The sequence below is a fragment of the Haloferula sargassicola genome (genome assembly GCF_040362925.1).
GTDB classification, from domain to species: Bacteria; Verrucomicrobiota; Verrucomicrobiia; order Verrucomicrobiales; family Akkermansiaceae; genus Haloferula; species Haloferula sargassicola.
The window spans coordinates 182,218-202,097 of sequence record NZ_BAABRI010000005.1 but is presented as its reverse complement, the minus strand read 5'-3'; the positions used below and the strand labels follow the sequence as shown (position 1 = coordinate 202,097).

General features: G+C 62.4%; 11 protein-coding genes. 5 read left to right on the top strand and 6 right to left on the bottom strand.

Annotated elements, in window-relative coordinates:
- Window positions 1-263: 263 nt before the first annotated feature.
- The 6 genes from ABXH26_RS05870 to ABXH26_RS05845 form a co-directional block, all read right to left on the bottom strand.
- Window positions 264-1,685, bottom strand: a complete 1,422-nt coding sequence (locus ABXH26_RS05870; RefSeq protein ID WP_353566109.1) for an aminotransferase-like domain-containing protein — start codon at window positions 1,683-1,685, stop codon at window positions 264-266.
- 434 nt (window positions 1,686-2,119) lie between these two features.
- Window positions 2,120-3,067 (bottom strand): ketopantoate reductase family protein, encoded by a 948-nt coding sequence (locus ABXH26_RS05865; RefSeq protein ID WP_353566108.1) that lies wholly within the window; start codon window positions 3,065-3,067, stop codon window positions 2,120-2,122.
- A 104-nt stretch (window positions 3,068-3,171) separates the two neighbouring features.
- Window positions 3,172-3,660 (bottom strand): cupin domain-containing protein, encoded by a 489-nt coding sequence (locus ABXH26_RS05860; RefSeq protein WP_353566107.1) that lies wholly within the window; start codon window positions 3,658-3,660, stop codon window positions 3,172-3,174.
- The gene (locus tag ABXH26_RS05855) at window positions 3,657-4,403 is read right to left on the bottom strand and encodes an SDR family oxidoreductase (protein WP_353566106.1); all 747 of its coding nucleotides are present in this window, start codon (window positions 4,401-4,403) and stop codon (window positions 3,657-3,659) included. Before ABXH26_RS05855 ends, ABXH26_RS05860 begins: the two co-directional genes overlap by 4 nt.
- Before the next feature lie 677 nt (window positions 4,404-5,080).
- Entirely contained in the window at window positions 5,081-5,845 is a 765-nt protein-coding gene (locus tag ABXH26_RS05850; protein ID WP_353566105.1) for a LytR/AlgR family response regulator transcription factor, read from the bottom strand.
- Entirely contained in the window at window positions 5,842-6,963 is a 1,122-nt protein-coding gene (locus tag ABXH26_RS05845) for a sensor histidine kinase (protein ID WP_353566104.1), read from the bottom strand. The genes ABXH26_RS05850 and ABXH26_RS05845 overlap by 4 nt, the downstream gene beginning before the upstream one ends.
- 400 nt (window positions 6,964-7,363) lie before the next feature.
- Between ABXH26_RS05845 and ABXH26_RS05840 the strand changes: the two genes are divergently transcribed.
- From ABXH26_RS05840 to ABXH26_RS05820, 5 genes are read left to right on the top strand one after another with little or no spacing between them, the layout of a single operon-like run.
- On the top strand, window positions 7,364-8,122 hold the full coding sequence (locus ABXH26_RS05840; protein WP_353566103.1) for a hypothetical protein: 759 nt from the start codon (window positions 7,364-7,366) through the stop codon (window positions 8,120-8,122).
- Entirely contained in the window at window positions 8,119-9,783 is a 1,665-nt protein-coding gene (locus ABXH26_RS05835; protein ID WP_353566102.1) for a hypothetical protein, read from the top strand. The genes ABXH26_RS05840 and ABXH26_RS05835 overlap by 4 nt, the downstream gene beginning before the upstream one ends.
- Window positions 9,784-9,795: 12 nt before the next feature.
- Window positions 9,796-11,145 (top strand): tail fiber protein, encoded by a 1,350-nt coding sequence (locus ABXH26_RS05830; protein WP_353566101.1) that lies wholly within the window; start codon window positions 9,796-9,798, stop codon window positions 11,143-11,145.
- A gap of 27 nt (window positions 11,146-11,172) precedes the next feature.
- Window positions 11,173-19,332, top strand: a complete 8,160-nt coding sequence (locus ABXH26_RS05825) for a hypothetical protein (protein WP_353566100.1) — start codon at window positions 11,173-11,175, stop codon at window positions 19,330-19,332.
- Window positions 19,332-19,865, top strand: coding sequence for a hypothetical protein (locus tag ABXH26_RS05820; protein WP_353566099.1), 534 nt, complete (start codon window positions 19,332-19,334; stop codon window positions 19,863-19,865). Before ABXH26_RS05825 ends, ABXH26_RS05820 begins: the two co-directional genes overlap by 1 nt.
- The last annotated feature ends 15 nt before the right edge of the window (window positions 19,866-19,880 follow it).

Here is a 19,880-nt window from a genome sequence, read left to right as displayed (position 1 = left end):
ACCCACAGCGCCGAGTTTAAGGCGCGGGTGGTCCTTGAATCGCTCAAGGGAATCAAGGCCGTCAACCCACAGTCATCACAGAAGCATCTCGACCCTCTTTAACCTCGCGTGCTTGGGCACGGACACGCAAGAGACGAGCGTTCAGCAGGATCACCTGCACAAAACCAGAATCGCCGATCTGCTCGCTTCTTGGGGGGTCAAAAACCATTTTTTCAACCATTTCGGACCTCCTTGCCTAATATAATCATTGGCTTCCTCCCACTTTAGGGACCGCAACTCCTGGCAATACTCCCAAGAGTCTTGACTGCCTTTGCCGCTCGATCGTTCCAAGGAAAGCCGCAATTCAGGCGGAGACAGTGCTTCAATCGACAGGTCGCCGAAAAAATGGAGCCGGGGATCAGACTGATTCCCTTCTCCAAGGCTTTGGCAGCGAGCTTTTCCGCATCGTAGTCTTCGGGCATCTCCACCCACAGCACGAATCCTCCGCGAGGTTGGTTGACCCGCGTGCCATCAGGAAAAGCTTCGATCACCGCTTCGCGCATCCGGATACAACGCTCCGAGAATAGCGCTGAAATTCGCCGTAGATGTCGTTCCGCCCCTCCGCCCGAGAGATACTCCGCCACAACAAGCTCTGAGTGAGTAGCGGTGGACAGGTAATGTACGGTCTTTAGTCGCTTCACCTGTTCCAGGAATCTTCCCGGCACGATCCACCCCACCCGTAGCCCGGGTGCCAAGTTTTTGGAAACGGAACTGCAGAGGACGACCCGGTTTTCATTATCAAAGTGCGCCAATGCTCTCGGACGCGGTCCAGAGTGACAGAGGTCACCATAAAGATCGTCCTCGATCACGATGAAATCCTGTTTGCCTGCTAGTCCAACTAGCCGGCGCTTTGCCTGATCGCTCATACACGAGCCCAAGGGATTTTGAAAATTGGGTTGGACGATGCAGACCTTGATGCGGTGGCGATCCGAGATCTTCTCAAGCGCATCGAGATCGATACCTTCTTGTGCGTCCATGGGGACCTCCACCACCTTTAAGTTCAGGTCCTGCGCCAAGTGCAGAATCCCGAAAAAAGTAGGAGCCTCGACGGCAACCACATCCCCTGGGCGGGTGGTCGCACGAAGCGCCAGCGATAGCGCCTCGGTAGCGCCCTGAGTTGTTACGATTTGGTCCGGATCCGCCTGTACGCCAGCTATTAGCAATCGTCGAGAAATCGCCGTTCTCAGTTCGCGCCTGCCAGGTGGCATCGTGTATCGGAAAGCGGCTGGCCCATAACGCCGTGCGACGGCGTTGCTGATGGATGACAGACGCCTTGAGGGGACGATCTCGTCCCCCGGCACCGCAGCCCCAAACGGAACCACCTTGGGATCGGCCACTGCCTCCATGACCGCTTTGAAGATCTCGGGAGACTCGACGGCGACCGGCCCTCGGATGGACTTCGCTGGACGCGGCAGTTCTCCGTTCAAAATCTGCGGAGGTTTGACAAAGTATCCCGACCGGGGCCGTGACTCGATCACTCCTTGGTCCTCCAACCTTCCGTAGGCTTCCAGCACGGTGGTGATGCTGACACGCTGTTCGCGGCTCAGCCGCCGCACCGAAGGCAGCCGGCTCCCAGAAGCGAAGGTCCCGCCTCGGATGAGCCCGCCAATCCGATCCGCAAGTTCCTGGTAAAGTGGATCGCTCATAGGTGCGACGAAGGTTCAATGGAAACGCCGCGCTGGCACTAGTGACAGATGCAAGGTTGACCGACCAGCACAGAACCTCAATTTTCAACTGTACCTTCCGACAAGCATTCTCCTGTGTCTGTTCTCTTTTTGGCGGCGATGGGAGGGTTACTCAATGAAGATCCGCTCCCAGCTCGCCCGCTCTGTTTCCCGAATAGAATTCCAGACCAAAATTGCACGAAGCCTGAGCGATGGAGCCTCGCGATTGACCCACGCGGCAAGGGTCTATTTTGAAACCCCTCACGGCTGTGAGATCACGGCACGTTGGACCGGCGGTGAAAGGCTGCGTACGGCCACAAATCGGGGAGGCCAACGCGCTCCCGCGAAGGGCTCGGAAAATGCGGATCAACGACAATCCTCTTCACGAGCTCGTGCTGTGGAAAACGGGCAGACGATCAATCGACGCTCGAACGCTCGCCCACTTTGGCCTCCACGAGTTTAGCAAGCAAGGAGGTGGCCTTCATATCCACCCGCGGGTTGCACCCGGCTAGGCGAGCGAGTTCCTCGTTCAGGAACCTCATCTCGGTCGGTCTGCCCGCCCGCACATCCTGAAGCGTCGAGATCAATTGCGTGGAACGGCCGCTGATCGAAAGGATGGAGTCCATGATCTCTTCTTCCGCCAGCGTCACGCCGCGAACCGCTGCCAATCGAACGCATTCCCCAACCACGGCTTCCGCAACCTCCCGAGCAGCTACATTTCGGCAGAAAAGGCCGTTGTCCTCCTCCATAATTGTGCAAATCGAATTGAACACGGAATTGATGATCGTCTTCCTCCAAACCTCAGGGGTGATGTCAGGTTCGGAACGGAAGGGCATGAACGGCGTGGATAAGGTCGCGACCGATGCCAGGAGTGCCCTTTCCGAACCTGCGACGATCCCCAGTGGCGATTCCCGAATCATCCGAAAGGAGAACCGATCCTGGCCTTTAGCCTGGCTTGTAGCGTATACAACTGCGCGCTGGACACTGGGGAAACCGGCCTCGATGAATGGTTTCTCCACTCCCAGTCCATTTTGGAGTAGAATGATTGGGCCCTTCACAACCCGCGATCGAAGCACCTTCGCGAGGGAAGGATTTGCGTAGGCTTTGCATGCCACCACGACGAGCCCAATCCGAGCAGGCAAGCTCGCAACCGACACGGTCTCGACCGTCGCTGACACCCTCTCGAATGGGGTATCCACCGTGATCTCGTCCGAACGGGGATGGAAATCGCCTCTGCTTGTTCGCACCAAACGGACTTGCGTTCCCGCGCGCGACAAAAAGACGGAAAAAGGCGCACCGATCGCACCGCCTCCCAAAATATGGATCGCCTCGCTTTGTGAAGCAGAGCCGTCGATTCTACTCATGGCAATGCCAGGTAAGAAACTTCGGTGACCTACCAAGGTGCCGCTTGACGTCCAGCCATCCGGCGACACCCACGCTGATTGTCGTGCAAGGCTCGAAGATCCATTCAGTCGTCCTCACCATAATAATCGGTGGCCTTATTGTCCAAGCAGATTCCGAGCGGCTTGAGGTACACCTTTCCGCTATCGGGATAGGTACAAATGTCTGAGCGGGGATTGTCGGCAACCACAAGGTAGACGAGATCCTCCACCCCATTGTTTTCCAGCTGATGAGTATCCCCGGGAGCAGCGAAGATCACGGCCCCTGGAATGATGGACCGCGAAGCACCACCCTCATGAAGCACACCCGTTCCCGACAACACCAAATAGAATTCGGACTGGGCAGCATGGTAATGCAGCGGAAAGTTCGCCTTCCCGGGAGGAATGCGGGCGAGCTCGACATCGAAGGGGTGCCCGCCTCCCCAATCGCCGACATCCTTGATGCCTCCCACCGCAAGACTGAGCGATTTGCGAAAGATCTGGTAGCGTCCGCGTGGCGACACCCGCACCTTTTCCTCAATGGTATCGATATTTGAGATCCTCATATTTGCTTTCATTTCCCGCCGGCGATATCTACGAATGAACCTGTAGTGTAGGACGCTTCAGACGACAAAAGCCAAAGCACGGCCGCCGCGACTTCGTCTGGCCTCCCCCCGCGCCTCATCGGGATGATATCCCGCAACCGCTCGATCCTGTTTGGCTCGCCGCCCGCTGCATGGATATTCGTGTCAATGAACGCCGGGCGGACGGCGTTCACTCGGATTCCCTCGGCTGCGACCTCCGCAGCCAGCCCAATGGTGAGAGTGTCCACCGCTCCCTTGGAGGCAGCGTAATCGACGTATTCACCCGCAGCGCCAAGCCGGGCTGCTGCTGACGAGACATTGACGATCGCCCCTCCCCGCCCGCCATGCTTCGTCGACATTCGCTTCACGGCCTGACGGGAACAAAAAAAGGTCCCCAGGACATTGGTTCTGAAAACCCTCTCAAGGCGGGGTCCATTAAACTCGTCAACCCGACCTTGCTTCTCCAGGGTTCCGGCGTTGTTGACCAAGCCCAAAAGGGTTCCCCATTCGTGATCCACGGTCTCAAAGATTCGCTCCACGTCACTCTCGCTGCCAACATCGCCTTGAACGGCCATCGCCATTCCCCCGCAGAGGTTGATACGTGAAACAAGCTTGCCGGCAGCCTCCTGGCTATGCCGGTAATTGATGCACACCGCGTACCCACGCGACGCCGCCAAGGCTGCCGTCGCTGCACCAATGCCACTGGCGCCACCTGTTATCAAAAGAATTGGTTTCATTCCCGGAGAAGAAAGATCGGGCAGGCTCAGCTGTCGGTCACCATTTTCGTGAACGTGGTGCTGCGCTCGCCTTGGAGCATCCCAAGGCAGGACGACGACGAACAGGTGCAGCTCCTCATTTGCGGACCCGGTACAGTATTACCGGAAGGAGGTAGGTCACCCCGCTTGGCGTTTCTTCTTTCTCCGGAGCCAGCGAGTCCATTTTTTGATCGATAAGGTCTCTGCTTCCCTCGAGGAGGATGTTTTTCACCGAGGCTGGGATCCGGTCTCCCATTACGGTCCGGCTCCGATCTTGAGTAAGCCGGGCAGCAGCCGAGGCGAAGGTTGCGAGAAGCTTTCGTCCGGAAGCGTCTTTAGTGTTCTGATTTTCAAGCCGGGTGGCGGGAAGCCCCGCTCGACCGTCGTCTGCAAGGTAAGTTCTACCGTCGAAGGCGACCTGCTGAACCTGTCCGGCTACTTCCGCCCATTCTCCTGAAGGCAACTGAACCTGCCACTTCGGACTGAAATAGAACCGGCCCCCGCGAATGCCCTGAACTTTGCCGCGAAGGGAGGGGTGCGAGTCCCCCCTCGAGCACCACTCTCTTTTCAAGGGGTTACGGCAGTCCGTAACCCCTTCTTCGTTTGGCGCCGCTCTGCTTCGGTGGGTAGAGGTTCGTGAAACGGGCCAACAGCCCTGCCTATTCTTTCAAACCCGGCGGCATGTCGCCGGCGATCACCTTGCGCAGCCGTGAGGTGGCGGCACGGCCGATGGACAACCGCTGCGTCATCCCCTCGAAGCTGAGCAGCGACTCGTTCCTCGACTTCCTTTCGATCTTCCTGAGGAGCTTGGTGTGGATGATCGATGACCGGTCGATCCTGGCAAACGCCTCCGCCGGCAGAGCCCGCTCCCAATCCGCCATGCCGCGGAGCACCACCAGGGAGTTATCCTCTCGCAACGAGACCCTGGTATAGGCTCCCAGCGCATGGATCGCCACGATATCCTTGATCGGAACCAGACGCCGCGTCTGCCGATCCCCCAACTCCACCTGGCTGTCCAAGGTCCAGCCTTCCTGCGCCATCTCCGGCACCCCTTGGACCGCCTGCTCCAGGCGCTGCACGGTCATCGCCAGGCGGTCCGGGTGGACCGGCTTGAGAAGATAATCGACCGCACAGACATCGAAGGCTTGGACGGCAAAATGATCGTAGGCGGTGACGAAGACGACCGATGGCTTGGTCGCTTCTTTCCCGGACTGCTTGAGGATCAGGTCCAGGCCGTTCCCCGGCGGCATCTCGATATCGAGGAAAACCACGTCGGGCTGCAACTCCTGCATTTTCGCCGCGGCGTCCGCCATCCCATCGGCTTCGCCAGCAACCCGGATGACCGGGTGGCGTTCCAGCAAGGTCGCGAGACGCTTCCGAGCCAGCCTCTCGTCATCCACCAACAAGGCACGAAGCGGATTCATAGGATGTCTCCTCCCTGGGGGTGCGGCGTTCCGTGATCGAGCGGGACCGCCACTTCGACATGGACCCAGCCGGCTTCCTCGCGATGTCTCAGGTCCGCCCGCCCGCCATAGAGCAGCTCCAGCCTCCGCCGGAGGTTGGAAATCCCGATCCCATGGGACCGCTGCGGGTCAAACTCCATCCAGCGACCGCTGTTGGCCACATCCAGTCGCAGAGCCTTCGCCTCACCATCCACCCGCGCGCCGATCCGGATGCGGAGCGGCGTGAGACTCGTCTGCCTGCCATACTTCATGGCATTCTCCACCAGCGGCTGCACCACGGCCACCGGGACACGCACCTGTCTTGCGCCTCCATCGGCCTCGATGTCATAGTGTAACTTCTCCTCGAACCTCGCCTTCTCCACCCGGAGATAATGTTGGAGGGCATCGAGTTCATCTCCCAGCTCCTGAAAGTCGCTGGTCGTCCGCAGGGAGAACCGGAGAAACTCCGCCAGCTCCTGGGTGATCGCCTCCACGGCATCCGGATCCTGCTTCTCCGCAAGGATCGAGTTGAGGGCATTGAAGAGAAAATGCGGATTTACCTGCGCGCGCAGTTGCTTCAATTCACTGGTCCTTGCGGCGGCTTCGCTCTGCGCGGCGAGCAAGCGCGTCTGACCAATCTCCAGGCGGAGTTTGATCCCGAAATACAAAAGGCTCCAAATCACCAACAAGCTCGCCCGCAACAGGATGCCCGTCTTCAGGATGAAATCGTGGAACTGAGTGGCCGGCAGTTTCCGGATCAGGCTGCCCGCCAAGCGCTGCGTCATCACCGAATCGATCCCGCCCAGCAACAGGCTCAGCAGCAACACCATCAGACCCAGTTGCCACAAGGGCCAGTGCCGCCAACCGATGCGTTGGTAAAACCACCTCATCGCCAGGGTCACCATCAGCCCGGAGCCGGTGCGCAGCACCAGGATCAATCCGGTGGCCGGCAAACTGAACAGCTGGATCAAGGGAAAGCTCGATAACGCGGCGACGCTGAACCACCCCGCCAACTGCAAGCTCCAAAACCACCGCCTGGCGGTCCGACCATCCGCCGCCTCCTCCAAGGGGATCGACGCCATTCCTTGAACGGCGTTCATCCTCAGAGGCATGGTGTGGAGGAGTTGAGCATGATTTGCGGCATCCGGCGGACGGATTCCAAAGCTTATCCTTCGTTCCGAGCAACGAAAGCAAACCGAAATATCCCGATTGGTGAAATATCCGGCCCGTTTCGTTCAATGAAGCGTGTGTTTCCCGGCTCATCCTCAAAATGGCCGTTCAGCCGTGCCCGATTCCCTGACCGTGTCCGATCGCCTGCCAACCTCCATCCGCCTCCGCCCGGGTCTTGCCCTCGCACTCTGGGGTTCCCTATCGTTGGCCGCCTCTGCATTCCCTCCGGCACCGTTCTTCACCTTGTACGGGATGGTGCGGGACGAGAGTGGAAATCGATTGCGCGTCGAGGGTGCGAGCGTCGTTTTCTTCAAAAGCGGAAACGAGTTCTTGCGTCAGCCGATCCAAGCCGGCGACGAACTCGACCGCAACTATCAGATCCGCCTGCGCATGGACATGTTGCGCAGCGGCACCCGCACCTACAACGCCCTCGCCAACAGCACGGGCACCTCTTTCACCCTCGGCGTGGTGCTGCACGATGTGGTGCACTATCCCATCGAAATGACCGCTTCACCGCATGCGGTCGGGGGGCCCGGAGAGCGGGTGCGGCTCGACCTGACGCTGGGCATCGACTCGGATGGCGACGGCATCCCCGACGCGTGGGAACAAAGCCAACTCTACGCCGGCGGTTTCCTCCCCGATGAGAACGGCTGGGACCTTTCACTGATCGGCCGCAATGGCGACTTCGACCACGACGGTGTTTCCAACTGGGACGAATACATCGCCGGCACCTACGCCACCGATCCCACCGATTATCTCACCCTGCAGATCACCGCCAGATTCCCCCACAGCGTCCGTCTCGGGTTCTACGGGATCCATGGTAAAACCTACTCTCTGGAGGTATCCAGCGACCTCCAGACCTGGCTCCCGGCCGATCTTTATCTGAGCAATCCGGCTGATCCGCACGAGGGCCCCGACGATCCGAACACTTCCGCCCGTGCTGCTCTGGATTACGAAACCGACGACTTCAATCCCAGCCATCCTCCTCTTCCCCAGAATGGTTGGAGTGCTGACCTCACCGGCGTGATCCAGCTCTACACCTTGGCGGAGACCTCGCAAAACACCTACTACCGCCTCAAAGTCCGATGAACGCCAGAACCTACGCCTTCATCGCAACGCTGGCCGCCGTTTCCCCGGCCGCCGCCCAGTGGAAAACGGAAACCTACACCCTCAAAGGAGGCTGGAACGCGATCTGGCTCCATGGCGACGCGACCCACGCCACCCCCGCCCAGCTGTTCGCGGCCTACCCGAACGTGCTCGAAGTCTGGCGATGGAACCCGAACCCGGACGCTGTCGGTTTCACCGGCTCGCCCACCGACCCCACCTCCACCAGCAGCGAGTGGACGATCTGGAACCGCGACGACCCGGAGGAACAGATGCTCACCTCCATGCTCGGCCAGTCCGCCTATCTGGTTCGTTGCAGCGGCGATGCTGCTACGATGACCACCGTAGCCATCGCCCAAAAGCCGAAACCGCCCGAGGCCACGTGGCTGATCAGCGGAGCAAATCTGATCGGGTTTCCCGCCGGGACTGCCACCCCGCCCTTGATGGCGTCCTACTTCGCCAGCTTCCCGGCGGCGATCACCTCGCCGGCAAAGATTTTCAAATACATCGGCGGAGAACTCGGCGCAGGAAACCCCCTTCAAGTCTCCGCCTCCTCCGAGCGGCTCGATCGCAACACCGCCTATTGGTTCGAGGCCGCCACCGTAGGCGACTTCACCGCTCCGGTGGAGTTCGAAATGCCCGGCAACCAGGGCATCGCCTTCGGCCGCACGGGAAACGTGATCACCCTGGGGGTCATGAACCGCACCACCAGCGCCATCACTCTCCAGTTCACCCCGGAAGCCTCCGAGCCCGCCCCGGCGGGGCAGCCCGACATCGCCGGAAGCGTGCCGCTCACCCGGCAGGTCGTCGATGAATCGGGCACCCCGGGCGATGTGCCGGTGCAGGGTGGCTTCTCGCTGTCGATTCCTGCGTCGAGCCGGATCCATGTCGAACTCGGCGTCGATCGCAGCCAGCTCGGCAGTTCGCCGGACGACCTTTTCGCCTCGTTCCTCCGCGTGACCGACTCCGCTGGGCTCAGCAACGTGCTGCTGCCGGTCAGCGCCCAGGTGACCTCCCCGGCGGGCCTGTGGGTCGGGCAGGCCGATGTTTCCTCCGTCACCAGCACGGTCGCCGGCAGCCCGGGCAGCACCACCTCGCGCGCGTTTCCCCTGCGTTTCAATGTCCACGTCGATGGGGGCGGCACCGCTCGCCTGCTGTCCCAGGTATTCGTCGGGACCCTCGATGGCGAAGGCGCGCTCGACGGCATCTGCATCCGGGAATCGGCGCTGCTGGCATCTGAAAAGGCAGACGCGCTCCGTTTCGTCTCCAGCCAAATGCCACTCGATCGCGTCATCTCCGGCGACGGCAGCTTCGCGGTCGGTTCCACGCTTTCCTACACCGTCACCATCCCCTTCAACGATCCCACCAATCCCTTCGTCCACACCTATCATCCGGATCACGATAACCGCGATGCCCGCTCCGCTCCGCTTCCGTCAGGCGTGGAAAGCTACGACATCACCCGTCATCTGAGCTTCACCTTCACCTCCTCCCCGCCGAACGGCGCCAACATCCGCGGCTGGGGCACCACCGTTTACGGAGGAACCTACTCCGAGTCCATCGAGGGCCTCAACAAGGCGCCCCTCACCGTCGGCGGCACGTTCATGTTCCGCCGCGTCTCTGAAAACGCCGACATCCTTCTCGACTAACCGACCACCCGCATGAAAGCCCTGCTCACCTCGCTTCTTCTCGCGCTCGCCCTTCCCGTGGCCGCGCAAGCGCCTTCGCTCCTGAGTTATCAAGGACGCGTCAGCGATGCCTCCGGGAACCTCATCGGCTCCGGCAGCGCCGTGAACCGCAAGGTCACCTTCAGTTTCTACGCCAGCAGCACCGGCGGCGCGCCTTTGTATGTCGAGACCCAGACGGTCACCATCTCCGGCGGCGAATTCAGCGTGCTCATCGGAAACGGCACCGGCGTCGCTGGCGCCCCCGGCCCCAGTGCCCCGGCCGTCCCCCCGTTCATCACGCTGCCTTCGATCATGAATGGCGATGTCTATCTGGGCATCACCGTCGATGACGGCACGCCCGCCGCCGATGCGGAAATCACCCCGCGCCAGCAGATCGTTTCCGGTGCCTATGCCTTCCGCGCCAAGGTCGCCGAAGGTCTGGTGGATGGAGCTCTCTCGACCGACATGCTCGCCGACACCTCCGTCACCACGAACAAGATCGGCAGCAGCCAGGTCACCGCCGCCAAGATCGCGGATTCCAACATTGTCACCTCGAAGATCGCCGACGCCAACATCACCACCGTCAAGCTCGCCAACCAAAGCGTCACCTCCGAAAAGCTTGCCGCGAATGCCGTCACTTCCTCCGAGATCCAGGACGGCTCCATCCGCACGGCGGACATCGGAAACGGCCAGATCAACTCCGCTCTCATCGCCAACGGCAGCGTCGCCTCGGTCGACATCGCCGATCACGGCGTGGCCACCGAAGACCTCGCCGATGGCGCCGTGACGGGTGCCAAGGTCGACGCCAACGCCATCGACTACAACAAGCTCGCCGCCGCCGTGCAGCAGGCCCTCTGCCCTGCCGGCACCATCCTTCCCTACGCCGGCGACAATGCCCCGTCCGGCTGGCTGCTCTGCAATGGAGCCACCGTCAGCCGCTCCACCTACTCCTCGCTTTATTCGGTCGTCGGCAACCGTTTCGGCAGCGGCAACAACAGCAGCACCTTCCATCTCCCCGACTTCCGCGGTCGCTTCCTCCGCGGACGCGATGGCGGCGCGGGCCGCGACCCCGACCGCAACTCGCGCGGCGCCATGAACGGCGGCGGAGCTACGGGAGACGCCGTAGGCTCGGTGCAGGGCGACATGCTTCAGAGCCACAATCACGGCTATCAGGACATCTACTATTCGGAAGGGGGTGGCCCGGTCAATGTGCCCGACCGACTCGGCTCCGGCGATACCGACCACGACAACGGCGGCTACCAAATATCCCGCACGTCGTCCGCCAGCGGTGGCAATGAAACCCGCCCGACCAACGCCAACGTCAACTACATCATCAAGTACTAAGGTCCTCGTTTCACGTCGATCCCCGCCATGAAACGCCATCCACGGCCCCGCCGCCTCGCCGCCCTTCTGGGCGCGCTCGTGCTCGCCCTGACAGGTGCCTCGCCGGCACAGTATGAAATCGATGGCGGCGTGTTCAACGACCTCAGCCAACGCCCGGGTGGCATCCCCGTCGGCCCCGGAGGCACGCCTTCCGGCGAACCCACCATCACCCCGCAGTTCTCGAACGTGGTGGAAACCTCCGGCTCCGCCGGCCCCATCGCCACCGGTTCCCTTCATCCCTCCTCATCGGGCGTCGTGCTCGAACGCGCCAGCATCGGCACCACTTTTGCCTCCGGCGTTCCCCGCTACTTCCTCGGCGATCGCATCGCTCCGCCCGCCAGCTACGTTTCCTCCAGCGGCCAACTCGTGCCCACCGACCCGTCCTTCTGGCGCGCGGAACCGGTCCGTCCCGGAGAAATCATCACCAATCCCTCAGGCGACCCGCTCGCCGACGCCGCCGGTGCCCCCATCCCCCACACCGGCGGCGTTATCATTCCCTTGCTCCCTGAAGGAGTTCTCGAGTCCTTCTACTACAGCCCTCACGCCAAGGCGGTCTTCGCCTACGAGCCCGGCCGGGTGCAAATCTGGTGGCGCTCCCGCCTGCCCGACGCCGATGGTAACTATGTCCTCCTGCAGGACACCTTTTCGGTCTCCTCCTCCACCAGCAATCCGGTCCGCACATTCTACTGGACGGAAAAAAGCTTCAACGGCCCCCGCATCACCGTCCCGGGCGGCCGCATCGTCACCGTCAATCCGGTCTTCAGCAACGTCTTCCCGGCCACGGTCGAGACCGAATATGTCGTCCCCGGATCCTCGCCTCCCGCCGACGACAGCGCCCAGCCCGCCGCGGAGCTCCGCACCGTCTGGTATGAAAAGAACAACGGCGTCGGCGAGCTTCACGCCTACAACCTCTCCGGGCGGATCATGATCGAATACCTCGGAGAGCTGCAGGACGACGGCTCCCACGCCTTTCTCGGGGCCGATGTGGTGGACGTCACCCAGGCCGCCGATCCTACGACGCTCACCGTATTTCTCGGCGATGAGATCCGCCCCGGCATCGAGGACCGCACCCTGGCCGCCCTACCTGTGGACAACAGCGGCTCGTCGGACTCGGTCAGCTACTATGGCAGCTTCGCCCGCCCCGACGGTTCCCTGGCCTACTACGCCGAACGCGCCAACGACATCGAGGACCGCGTCGTCTTTTACTGGATGGAAACCCTCGACGCCGCCATTCCGGCGACCGCCGGCACCACGCCCGGGCTGTCGCTCAACTGGCCGAAGTACCTTCACAAGTATCTCCAGGTCTGGCCCGACGACGTCGGCAGCTTCGCCCACTACACGGTCGGGCACGACGGCAGCTCGATCGGCACCGGCACCGGATTGAAGTTCGAGGGCGGAAAGATTCCATCGCTCATCTTCCAGGACGACCTCGAACAGGACGAAGCCGCGATCGATGCCGTGACCCAGCGACTGCTCGTCGATCTCGGCGGTGACCAGCTCAACCGCACCCTCCTGAAATTCACCGGCGACAACGGCGGCGTTTGGTACGTGCGCCTCATGACCCAGGCCGAGGATCGCGACGGATTCCAGGAATCCGACGGTGGCCCGGCCCTCACCGGCACCGCCTACGTCGGACACCGGATCGAGCCCCCCACTGGCGATTACTCCCTCGCCGGCTACGTCGCCGGAGGCACTTCGTATTCCCCGAGCGCGTACAAGGACCCGTTCGCCACCGGCATCGCGACCGCGGAAACCGGAGCGATCATCCCGGTGAACGCGCTGCCCGGCGACGACAACCCGCTCACCATTTGGTGGTTCAAAGAGGTCACGCCTCCGTCGTCCGAGTTCTCCAGTTTCTTCACCCCCGCCAAAGTGGGGCGCTACAGCGTCGCGTGGAGCGAGGATGATCCAGCCATCGTGCTCGCCTCGAACGAAGGCTCTGGCGATCTCACCGGCGCACAAAACACGGGCTTCATCTACGTTCAGAACGACGCCACCAAGCCCGGCTACAACCCCAACGAAGAACACGCGCTTCTGCTCGGCGGTCGGGCCTATGCCCTTCGCGATGACCTCAATGTCATCACCGGGAATTCCTATACGTCGCAGCCACGCGTCCTGCTTCAATATCCTGATCCCGTCGATCATCGGCCGACCATGATCTGCTGGGAAGTTCTCCGCGAGGACGCGCAGCATCGCTTCGACTACCCGATCACCGCCGGCACCATCATCAATTCGCCGATGCCCCTGCCTTTGCTGCCTCTGCCGGTCGATCCCGCCACCGGACAGAGCCGCAATGCCGAAGTTGCCCCCGACCCCGACCTTCACGCTCCCGAGGCCTCCCCTGCCACCGGCTCGCCGAGCTACTACACCTCCTTTACTTTCAAGGACCGCAAGGGCTACGACTGGGTCTACCGCGGGCCCCACCAGCCCGACGAGTCCGGCCTTCCCGCCTCCGCCCCGCTCGCCAACACCGAGTTCAACGCCTCCTCCACCGGCTACTGGACCCACACCCTCAAAATCGACCAGCCGACCGTCGCCAGCGGCGTCTATGCCGGCACCGGCGAGGGGGACGCCCAAATCAGTACGCAGGGACTTCCCCATTTCCCCGCGGATGAGGTCCCCACCCTCGAGATCCGCTTCCGCGCCTCTTCGAATGTTTCCACCCAGGTGTTCTGGGGCAACGAAGATGGCGGCTTCGGTGGCGGACGTTCCTTCACCGTGCCCTATCACGGTGCCGGAGACTGGCAGGTGCTCACCTTCCCGCTCTCCACCTCGGAGCAGTGGGCGGGGAAAACGATCAACGCCCTTCGTTTCGATCCCGTGACGGCGGCCGGCACCACCTTTGAGATCGATTGGATCCGCGCCTCCGCCACCGTGCCTGCCCTCGGCATGGAGTGGTACTATACCATGCGTAGCGGCTTCTTCATCCCCGGCCTCGCCACCCAGCCCGCGGAAGGAACCATCCTTCCCTACCTTCGCCCGAAGAACAGCGATGGAAGTTATCAGGGCGACCCCGTCACCGGCCATCCCACCACGGTCATCTACCGCCCCTCATGGCCCGAGGACAGCCCGTCGATGAGCGTCGGCGAGACCCTCACCCTCGCCAACCACGGCCTGCCTTCCGTCCGTGGCCAGTCCAGTGCCCACGTCCTCTATCAGCAATCCACCGCCCGATCAGGAGCCGGGAGCGCCAGTGTCACCCTTCACGATCCGACCCGCGCGAAAACCGTGCTGCTCAACGATCCCGCCGTCGGGCTCACCACCCTGCCGGCCTCCATCGCCACCACACCAAGCGCGGGAAAGACCTACTTCCAGCTTCTCCCGCCGCACCTTCAGCAGCGGTTTTACTACGATCCCTCTCTCGGCGACCTCGGTGGACTGGTCTTCATCGGCGAGTTCGTCGATGAGCTTGCCGGCGAGGATTACCTGCTGCTCAACACCCTGAGTCCCGACGACACCGCCTCGCTCAAGGCGCTCGTCAGTTCCACGGACAATGACGCGCAGGCTTGGTACAACGCCGTCGACCGGCTTTCGACCAAGGTCGAAACCTTCATCGAAGATCCCGCCAAAGCCGGCACCTACATCGCCGACAGCTCGCGCACGGTCACCGTTGGCGGCAACGAGTTGGCGGTGATCGACGACTCCGACACCGCCGTCGACAGCTACGCCCTCACCGCCACCGGCACCGGTTCGGGCTACGTCACCCTGCTTTTCGGAAACGGTAGTGCCTTCACTCCGCAGGGCGAACCGGTTTCGCTATCCATCGTCCGCGTGGCCTCGCAACTCTACACGGGCGACCTGAAGACACTTGGCGCCTCCAACCCGCTCGACGAGCAAACCTCGCTGCGCCACAGCGGGGACTTCGCCGCCCATCCCGAAAGCTACGAATTCGAGTGGCGCTACGCCCCGCCCCAGGATGGCGTCCAGCCGCCCGTCTATACCTACACCATGGAAACCGTGCTGGGCGGCACGGACACCCGCCTCTGGTTTCTTGCCCAGAACCCGACGGCCCCGCTCCCTTCGTCGTATCCGGCCACGGAGTATGAGTTCCCCCGTACTTTCGCGATCAATGATTCCTCCCACGACCCCGGATCCACCTACCCCGGCGTAGCCGCCCGCTCGGTCTCCGGTCTCCAGCTCGACGGCGCGATTCCCTCCCGCTTCGTCTTCAGTGCCAACCTCGGCACGCGCGATGGTTTCATCCTCTACGTCAACGGCACCGCCGCCCTCGCCTCCCGCCTTCCGGCCGGCGTTTCCGCACCGGCGGGGACCCTGGCCGACGCCCGTACCGGGCTCTCGGCAAACGGCCTGACCTATCAGTACGAAGTCCTCCCCTCCTATTTCACCGCCGGAAACAACCGCATCGAGGTCGCCCTCTACTCCTCGGCCGATCCCGACGCCGTGTCTTCCTTGGACTTCCGCCTGGATGCCTCCGTGGAAGTCGATCACGTCGATACGCCCGGCTCTCCCTGGATCCAACCCAACGGAACGCTCAGCAATACCGTCGTCGTCGGCGGCTCGGCGGATTCCCCCCTCGGCAACCCGCTCCTCGTCTTCAGCGACAACTATTTCACCATGCGCTACCGCGCCAAGGACGCCAATGCCGCCGGCGACGGCTGGAGCCGGTGGATGACGCCCAAGCTGGTCGAGAGCTGGATCAAGCGCGCCCTCGACGGCATCAACCCCTTCAATCAACGCACCGACGACCTGTTCAACAATCCCGTTTCCACCGACGTGTCGATTCTCACCCAGGCCGGGACCCGGTGGGAGGGCGATGTCGCCCTCACGCTCGACAATCTCGACGATTTCGGACTGATCGAGATCTACGAAACCCTCCTCAACCGGGCCAAGAACCTCTCCATTGATGCCGGCTACGATGACCCTGGTACCAATGACACGCTGCTGCTCGCCGCCGGCTACCTCAATGACCTCTACATCGTGCTCGGCAATGAAGCTTCGGACGACGCCGACAATCCCACTATTGCCATCGACAGCGAAACCGAAACCTCGGCCATCAACACCTCCCGCTTCTCCTTCGAAGGCCAGGTTCCCAGCCTCATTGAGGAAGAACTCGCCCTGCTCCGCGGACGGGATGATTTCCTCGCTCCCGGGGTCACCGGCGCCCCTGCCTACAACCGCCTCTTCTGGAACTACATCAATGGTATCAACTCCGGCGAATCGATCTACGCGGTCAACTATGACATCCAGGAAAAGGCGGGCGGCCCGTATGCGGACGGCACCCTCGACGCCTCCGATGCCTACCACATGTTCCCCCAAGGCCATGGCGACGCCTACGGCCACTACCTCACCGCCCTCACCGGCTACTACAAGCTCCTGACCTCCCCTCATTTCACCTGGACCCCGCGCAGCGAGGCGGTCGACGTGCTCGGCGAGACGCTGCAGGTCGATTACCAGGACGAGCGGAAATTTGCCGCCGCCGCGGCGAATGTCGCCCGCGTCGGGGCACGCATCCTCGACCTCACCGCGCGAGCCACCTACCGCGACGATCCTGCCGCCGGCTGGGCTCACCAGCGCGATGGCGAAACGAACTCCGCCACCGGCGTCTCCCGTGCCTGGGGGACCGACGAATGGGCGTCGCGCGCCGGCCAGGGAGCCTACTTCCACTGGATCAGCGCCAACGCCATGCTGCCGGACAAGGACGAGAACCCGCAGCACCACGGCATCCAGATCGTCGATCGCACGACGGTTCCCGAACTCTCGGAAATCGTCTCCAGCGCCGAAGCCATCCAGGCCACGCTCGACGCCCAGTGCGCCCGCCTCAACCCGCTCGGGCTCGCCCACGGAGCCATCGCCTTCGACATTTCCCCCACCGCCCTGAAGGCCGGGGAATCGCACTACGAGCAGATCTACGGTCGTGCCCTCCAGGCCAGCCTCAATGCCAAGGCCGCCTTCGATCAGGCCTGCGTCATGAACCGCCACCTGCGCAGCCAGAACGACTCGCTCAACGACTACAACAATGCCGTCGAGGATCAGGAAACGGCCTATCAATACCAGCTGATCGAGCTACTAGGGTCTCCGTATCCTGGCGATGTGGGACCCGGAAAACTCTATGAACAAGGTTACGCCGGACCCGACCTCTACCACTACTATTTCATCAACCGGCCATCGGCGCTGGTCGATACCGGCAGCACCGTCACCTCCACCTTCCGCGAGCCGGTGGAAATGAACCCGTTCACCGAGTGGTCGCTCGACAACGTTTACGACAAGATCAACGACCCGCCGCAATTCATCGAGCGCAGCTACACGATTTCCCCGGACAAGATGATGCAGTTCCCGCCGTCCGGCTATGGCTCCCGCAGCCAGCCCGGGGCGCTCCAGAGCGCGCTGCTCGGCGTTTACGACGCACAGGTGAACGCGCTCGAAGCTTCCAACCAGCTCGACACGCTCATGCGGCAGTTCGATCGCGACTACCAGCTCTTCACCGAGTTCCGGACCGCCTACGACGACGCGAATGTCGGAGCCGCGGAGAAGCTCGATCAGGCCGCATCCTATCTCAAGGCCTCCGCCACCCTCACCAACTCGGCGGCCCTTCTGGAACTCAGCGGGGATTTCATTTCCGCAATTTCCGAGGCCACCGCCGAAGCCTTCCCCACCTCCGCCGGCCTGTCCTTTGACGCCACCTCCGTCGCCCGCGGGCTTTCGGTCTATTCCGGAGCCACCACCGCCTATGCCCAAGGCCTGTCCGCCCTCGCGCTCGACAACACCGTCGCCTACCTCGAAGCCGAGGCGGAGAACCTCTCCTCCGAGGCCGATGATTTCTATGCCCAATACGACTGGGACAATGAGGACAAACAGCACGTCGTGGAATTCGAGCGACTACTCGACGAAGTCCTCAACCAACGCTTCGAACTCACCCGCCGTCTCAGCCAGCTGCAGCGGGCGACCGAGGAAGTTTCACGACTCCTGGCGAAATCGAACCAGATCCTCGCCGAGCGGGAAACCTTCCGCCAACGGGCGGCTTCGGTGATCCAGGGCTACCGCACGCGCGACATGACCTACCGCACCCTGCGCAATGAAGAACTCTCGCAGTACCAGGCCCTTTACGATCTCGCCGCGCAATACACCTATCTGACGGTGCAGAGCTACGACTACGAAACCGGCCTGCTCGGCAACGAAAGCGGGCAGTCGATCATCGACGGCGTCATCGCCACCCGCTCGCTGGGGAATTTCCAGAACGACCGCCCGGTCGCGGCCACCGGCACCACCGGCGACGGCGGACTGGCCTCTCTTCTCGCCCGGTTGCAAAGCGATTGGTCGGTCGTCAAGTCGCGCCTCGGCATCAACAACCCCGACCCCTACGGCACGCTCTTCTCCCTGCGTCAGGAGCTGTTCCGCATCCGCACCGATGAGCCTTCCGAAGAAGACAACAAGATCTGGCAGCAGGCGCTGGAGCAGCACATCATGGGCAACGTCCTCAACGACCCCGACGTGGCGGAGTCCTGCCTCAACCTCCGCAAACCCGACGGCAGCTCGGTGCCGGGATTTGTCATCCCCTTCGGCACCACCATCGCCCACGGCCTCAACTTCTTCGGCTACCCGCTCGCCTCGGGCGACCACGCCTACACCGCGTCGAACTTTGCCACCAAGATTCAGGCGTCGGGCGTCGTCCTCAAAGGCTACGTCGGCATGGATCCGTACTCCGCCGGCACTCCCGGCGCCGGTGGCCCGGCCAGCTCGGCACCGAACTCGCTCAGCGCCACGCCCTACGTTTACCTGATCCCTGCCGGCGTCGACAGCATGCTCGCCTCGCCGCTGGGCGATACGGCGGTCGTCCGTTCCTGGGCGGTCAAGGATCAGGCCGTACCCCTGCCGTTCGACCTTGGAAACGACGACTTCGCCGCGACGCAGTTCTTCACCCCTCAAGGAACGCTCAACGAACAACTCTGGATCACCCGCAAGCATCAGGCCTTCCGGCCAGTCAACGACGCCTCCTATTTCTATAGTACCTTGCCGTCGGAGTTCACCAACAGCCGGCTCGTCGGCCGCAGTGTCTGGAACAGCCAGTGGAAGCTGGTCATTCCCGCCTACACCCTGCTGAACAACGAGAGCGAAGCACTCGACCGGTTCGTCCGCAGCGTCTCGGACATCCAGCTCTTCCTCCGTACCTACTCCCATTCCGGCAACTGATGAGACCGCGGACCCTCGCCCTCGCCGGCCTTCTCGGACTCCTGCTGGTGACGATCGGATTCCGCGTCTCGAGCGCCCGCCGACCGCCGCGGGAAGCGGTTGACAAAGACTACCCCGCGACCGTTCCCGTCCCTCCCGGCCAACACCTGCGCAGTGACCTTTCTGCCGAGGACGTTTTCCGCCGGGCCTTCTGGCGTCACCCGGCCGAGGACGACAAAATCCTGCACGGCGTGCGCCTCGAATGGGAGGACCGCGAAGGCGTGCGGCAATGGGCATGGTTCCTCGAAATCCATCCCGGCTCCGAGCTGCTCGGCACCTTGATCGACTCGTCCCGCTTCGGCTTGCTCCCGACGAACAAACCCCGGGAGTGGCTTCCTGAAGGGATCGACGCGCCCACCTGGTTCCGCCCGGCATCCCAAGACATGAGGATTTTCCAGCACCCAAGTCAGAGACTCACCTTGTTCTACCGCCGCTCAGACAACCTCCTCTTCGCGACGGACCACGGACTCGGCTTCGCGCTGGCAGCCCCCTGACAAGTCCGCGGGCAC

Coding starts and splice junctions, on each gene's coding strand:
- ABXH26_RS05870 (WP_353566109.1), bottom strand. CDS start 1,685: ATGAGCGATCCACTTTACCAGGAACTTGCGGATCGGATTGGCGGGCTC.
- ABXH26_RS05865 (WP_353566108.1), bottom strand. CDS start 3,067: ATGAGTAGAATCGACGGCTCTGCTTCACAAAGCGAGGCGATCCATATT.
- ABXH26_RS05860 (WP_353566107.1), bottom strand. CDS start 3,660: ATGAAAGCAAATATGAGGATCTCAAATATCGATACCATTGAGGAAAAG.
- ABXH26_RS05855 (WP_353566106.1), bottom strand. CDS start 4,403: ATGAAACCAATTCTTTTGATAACAGGTGGCGCCAGTGGCATTGGTGCA.
- ABXH26_RS05850 (WP_353566105.1), bottom strand. CDS start 5,845: ATGAATCCGCTTCGTGCCTTGTTGGTGGATGACGAGAGGCTGGCTCGG.
- ABXH26_RS05845 (WP_353566104.1), bottom strand. CDS start 6,963: ATGAACGCCGTTCAAGGAATGGCGTCGATCCCCTTGGAGGAGGCGGCG.
- ABXH26_RS05835 (WP_353566102.1), top strand. CDS start 8,119: ATGAACGCCAGAACCTACGCCTTCATCGCAACGCTGGCCGCCGTTTCC.
- ABXH26_RS05830 (WP_353566101.1), top strand. CDS start 9,796: ATGAAAGCCCTGCTCACCTCGCTTCTTCTCGCGCTCGCCCTTCCCGTG.
- ABXH26_RS05825 (WP_353566100.1), top strand. CDS start 11,173: ATGAAACGCCATCCACGGCCCCGCCGCCTCGCCGCCCTTCTGGGCGCG.
- ABXH26_RS05820 (WP_353566099.1), top strand. CDS start 19,332: ATGAGACCGCGGACCCTCGCCCTCGCCGGCCTTCTCGGACTCCTGCTG.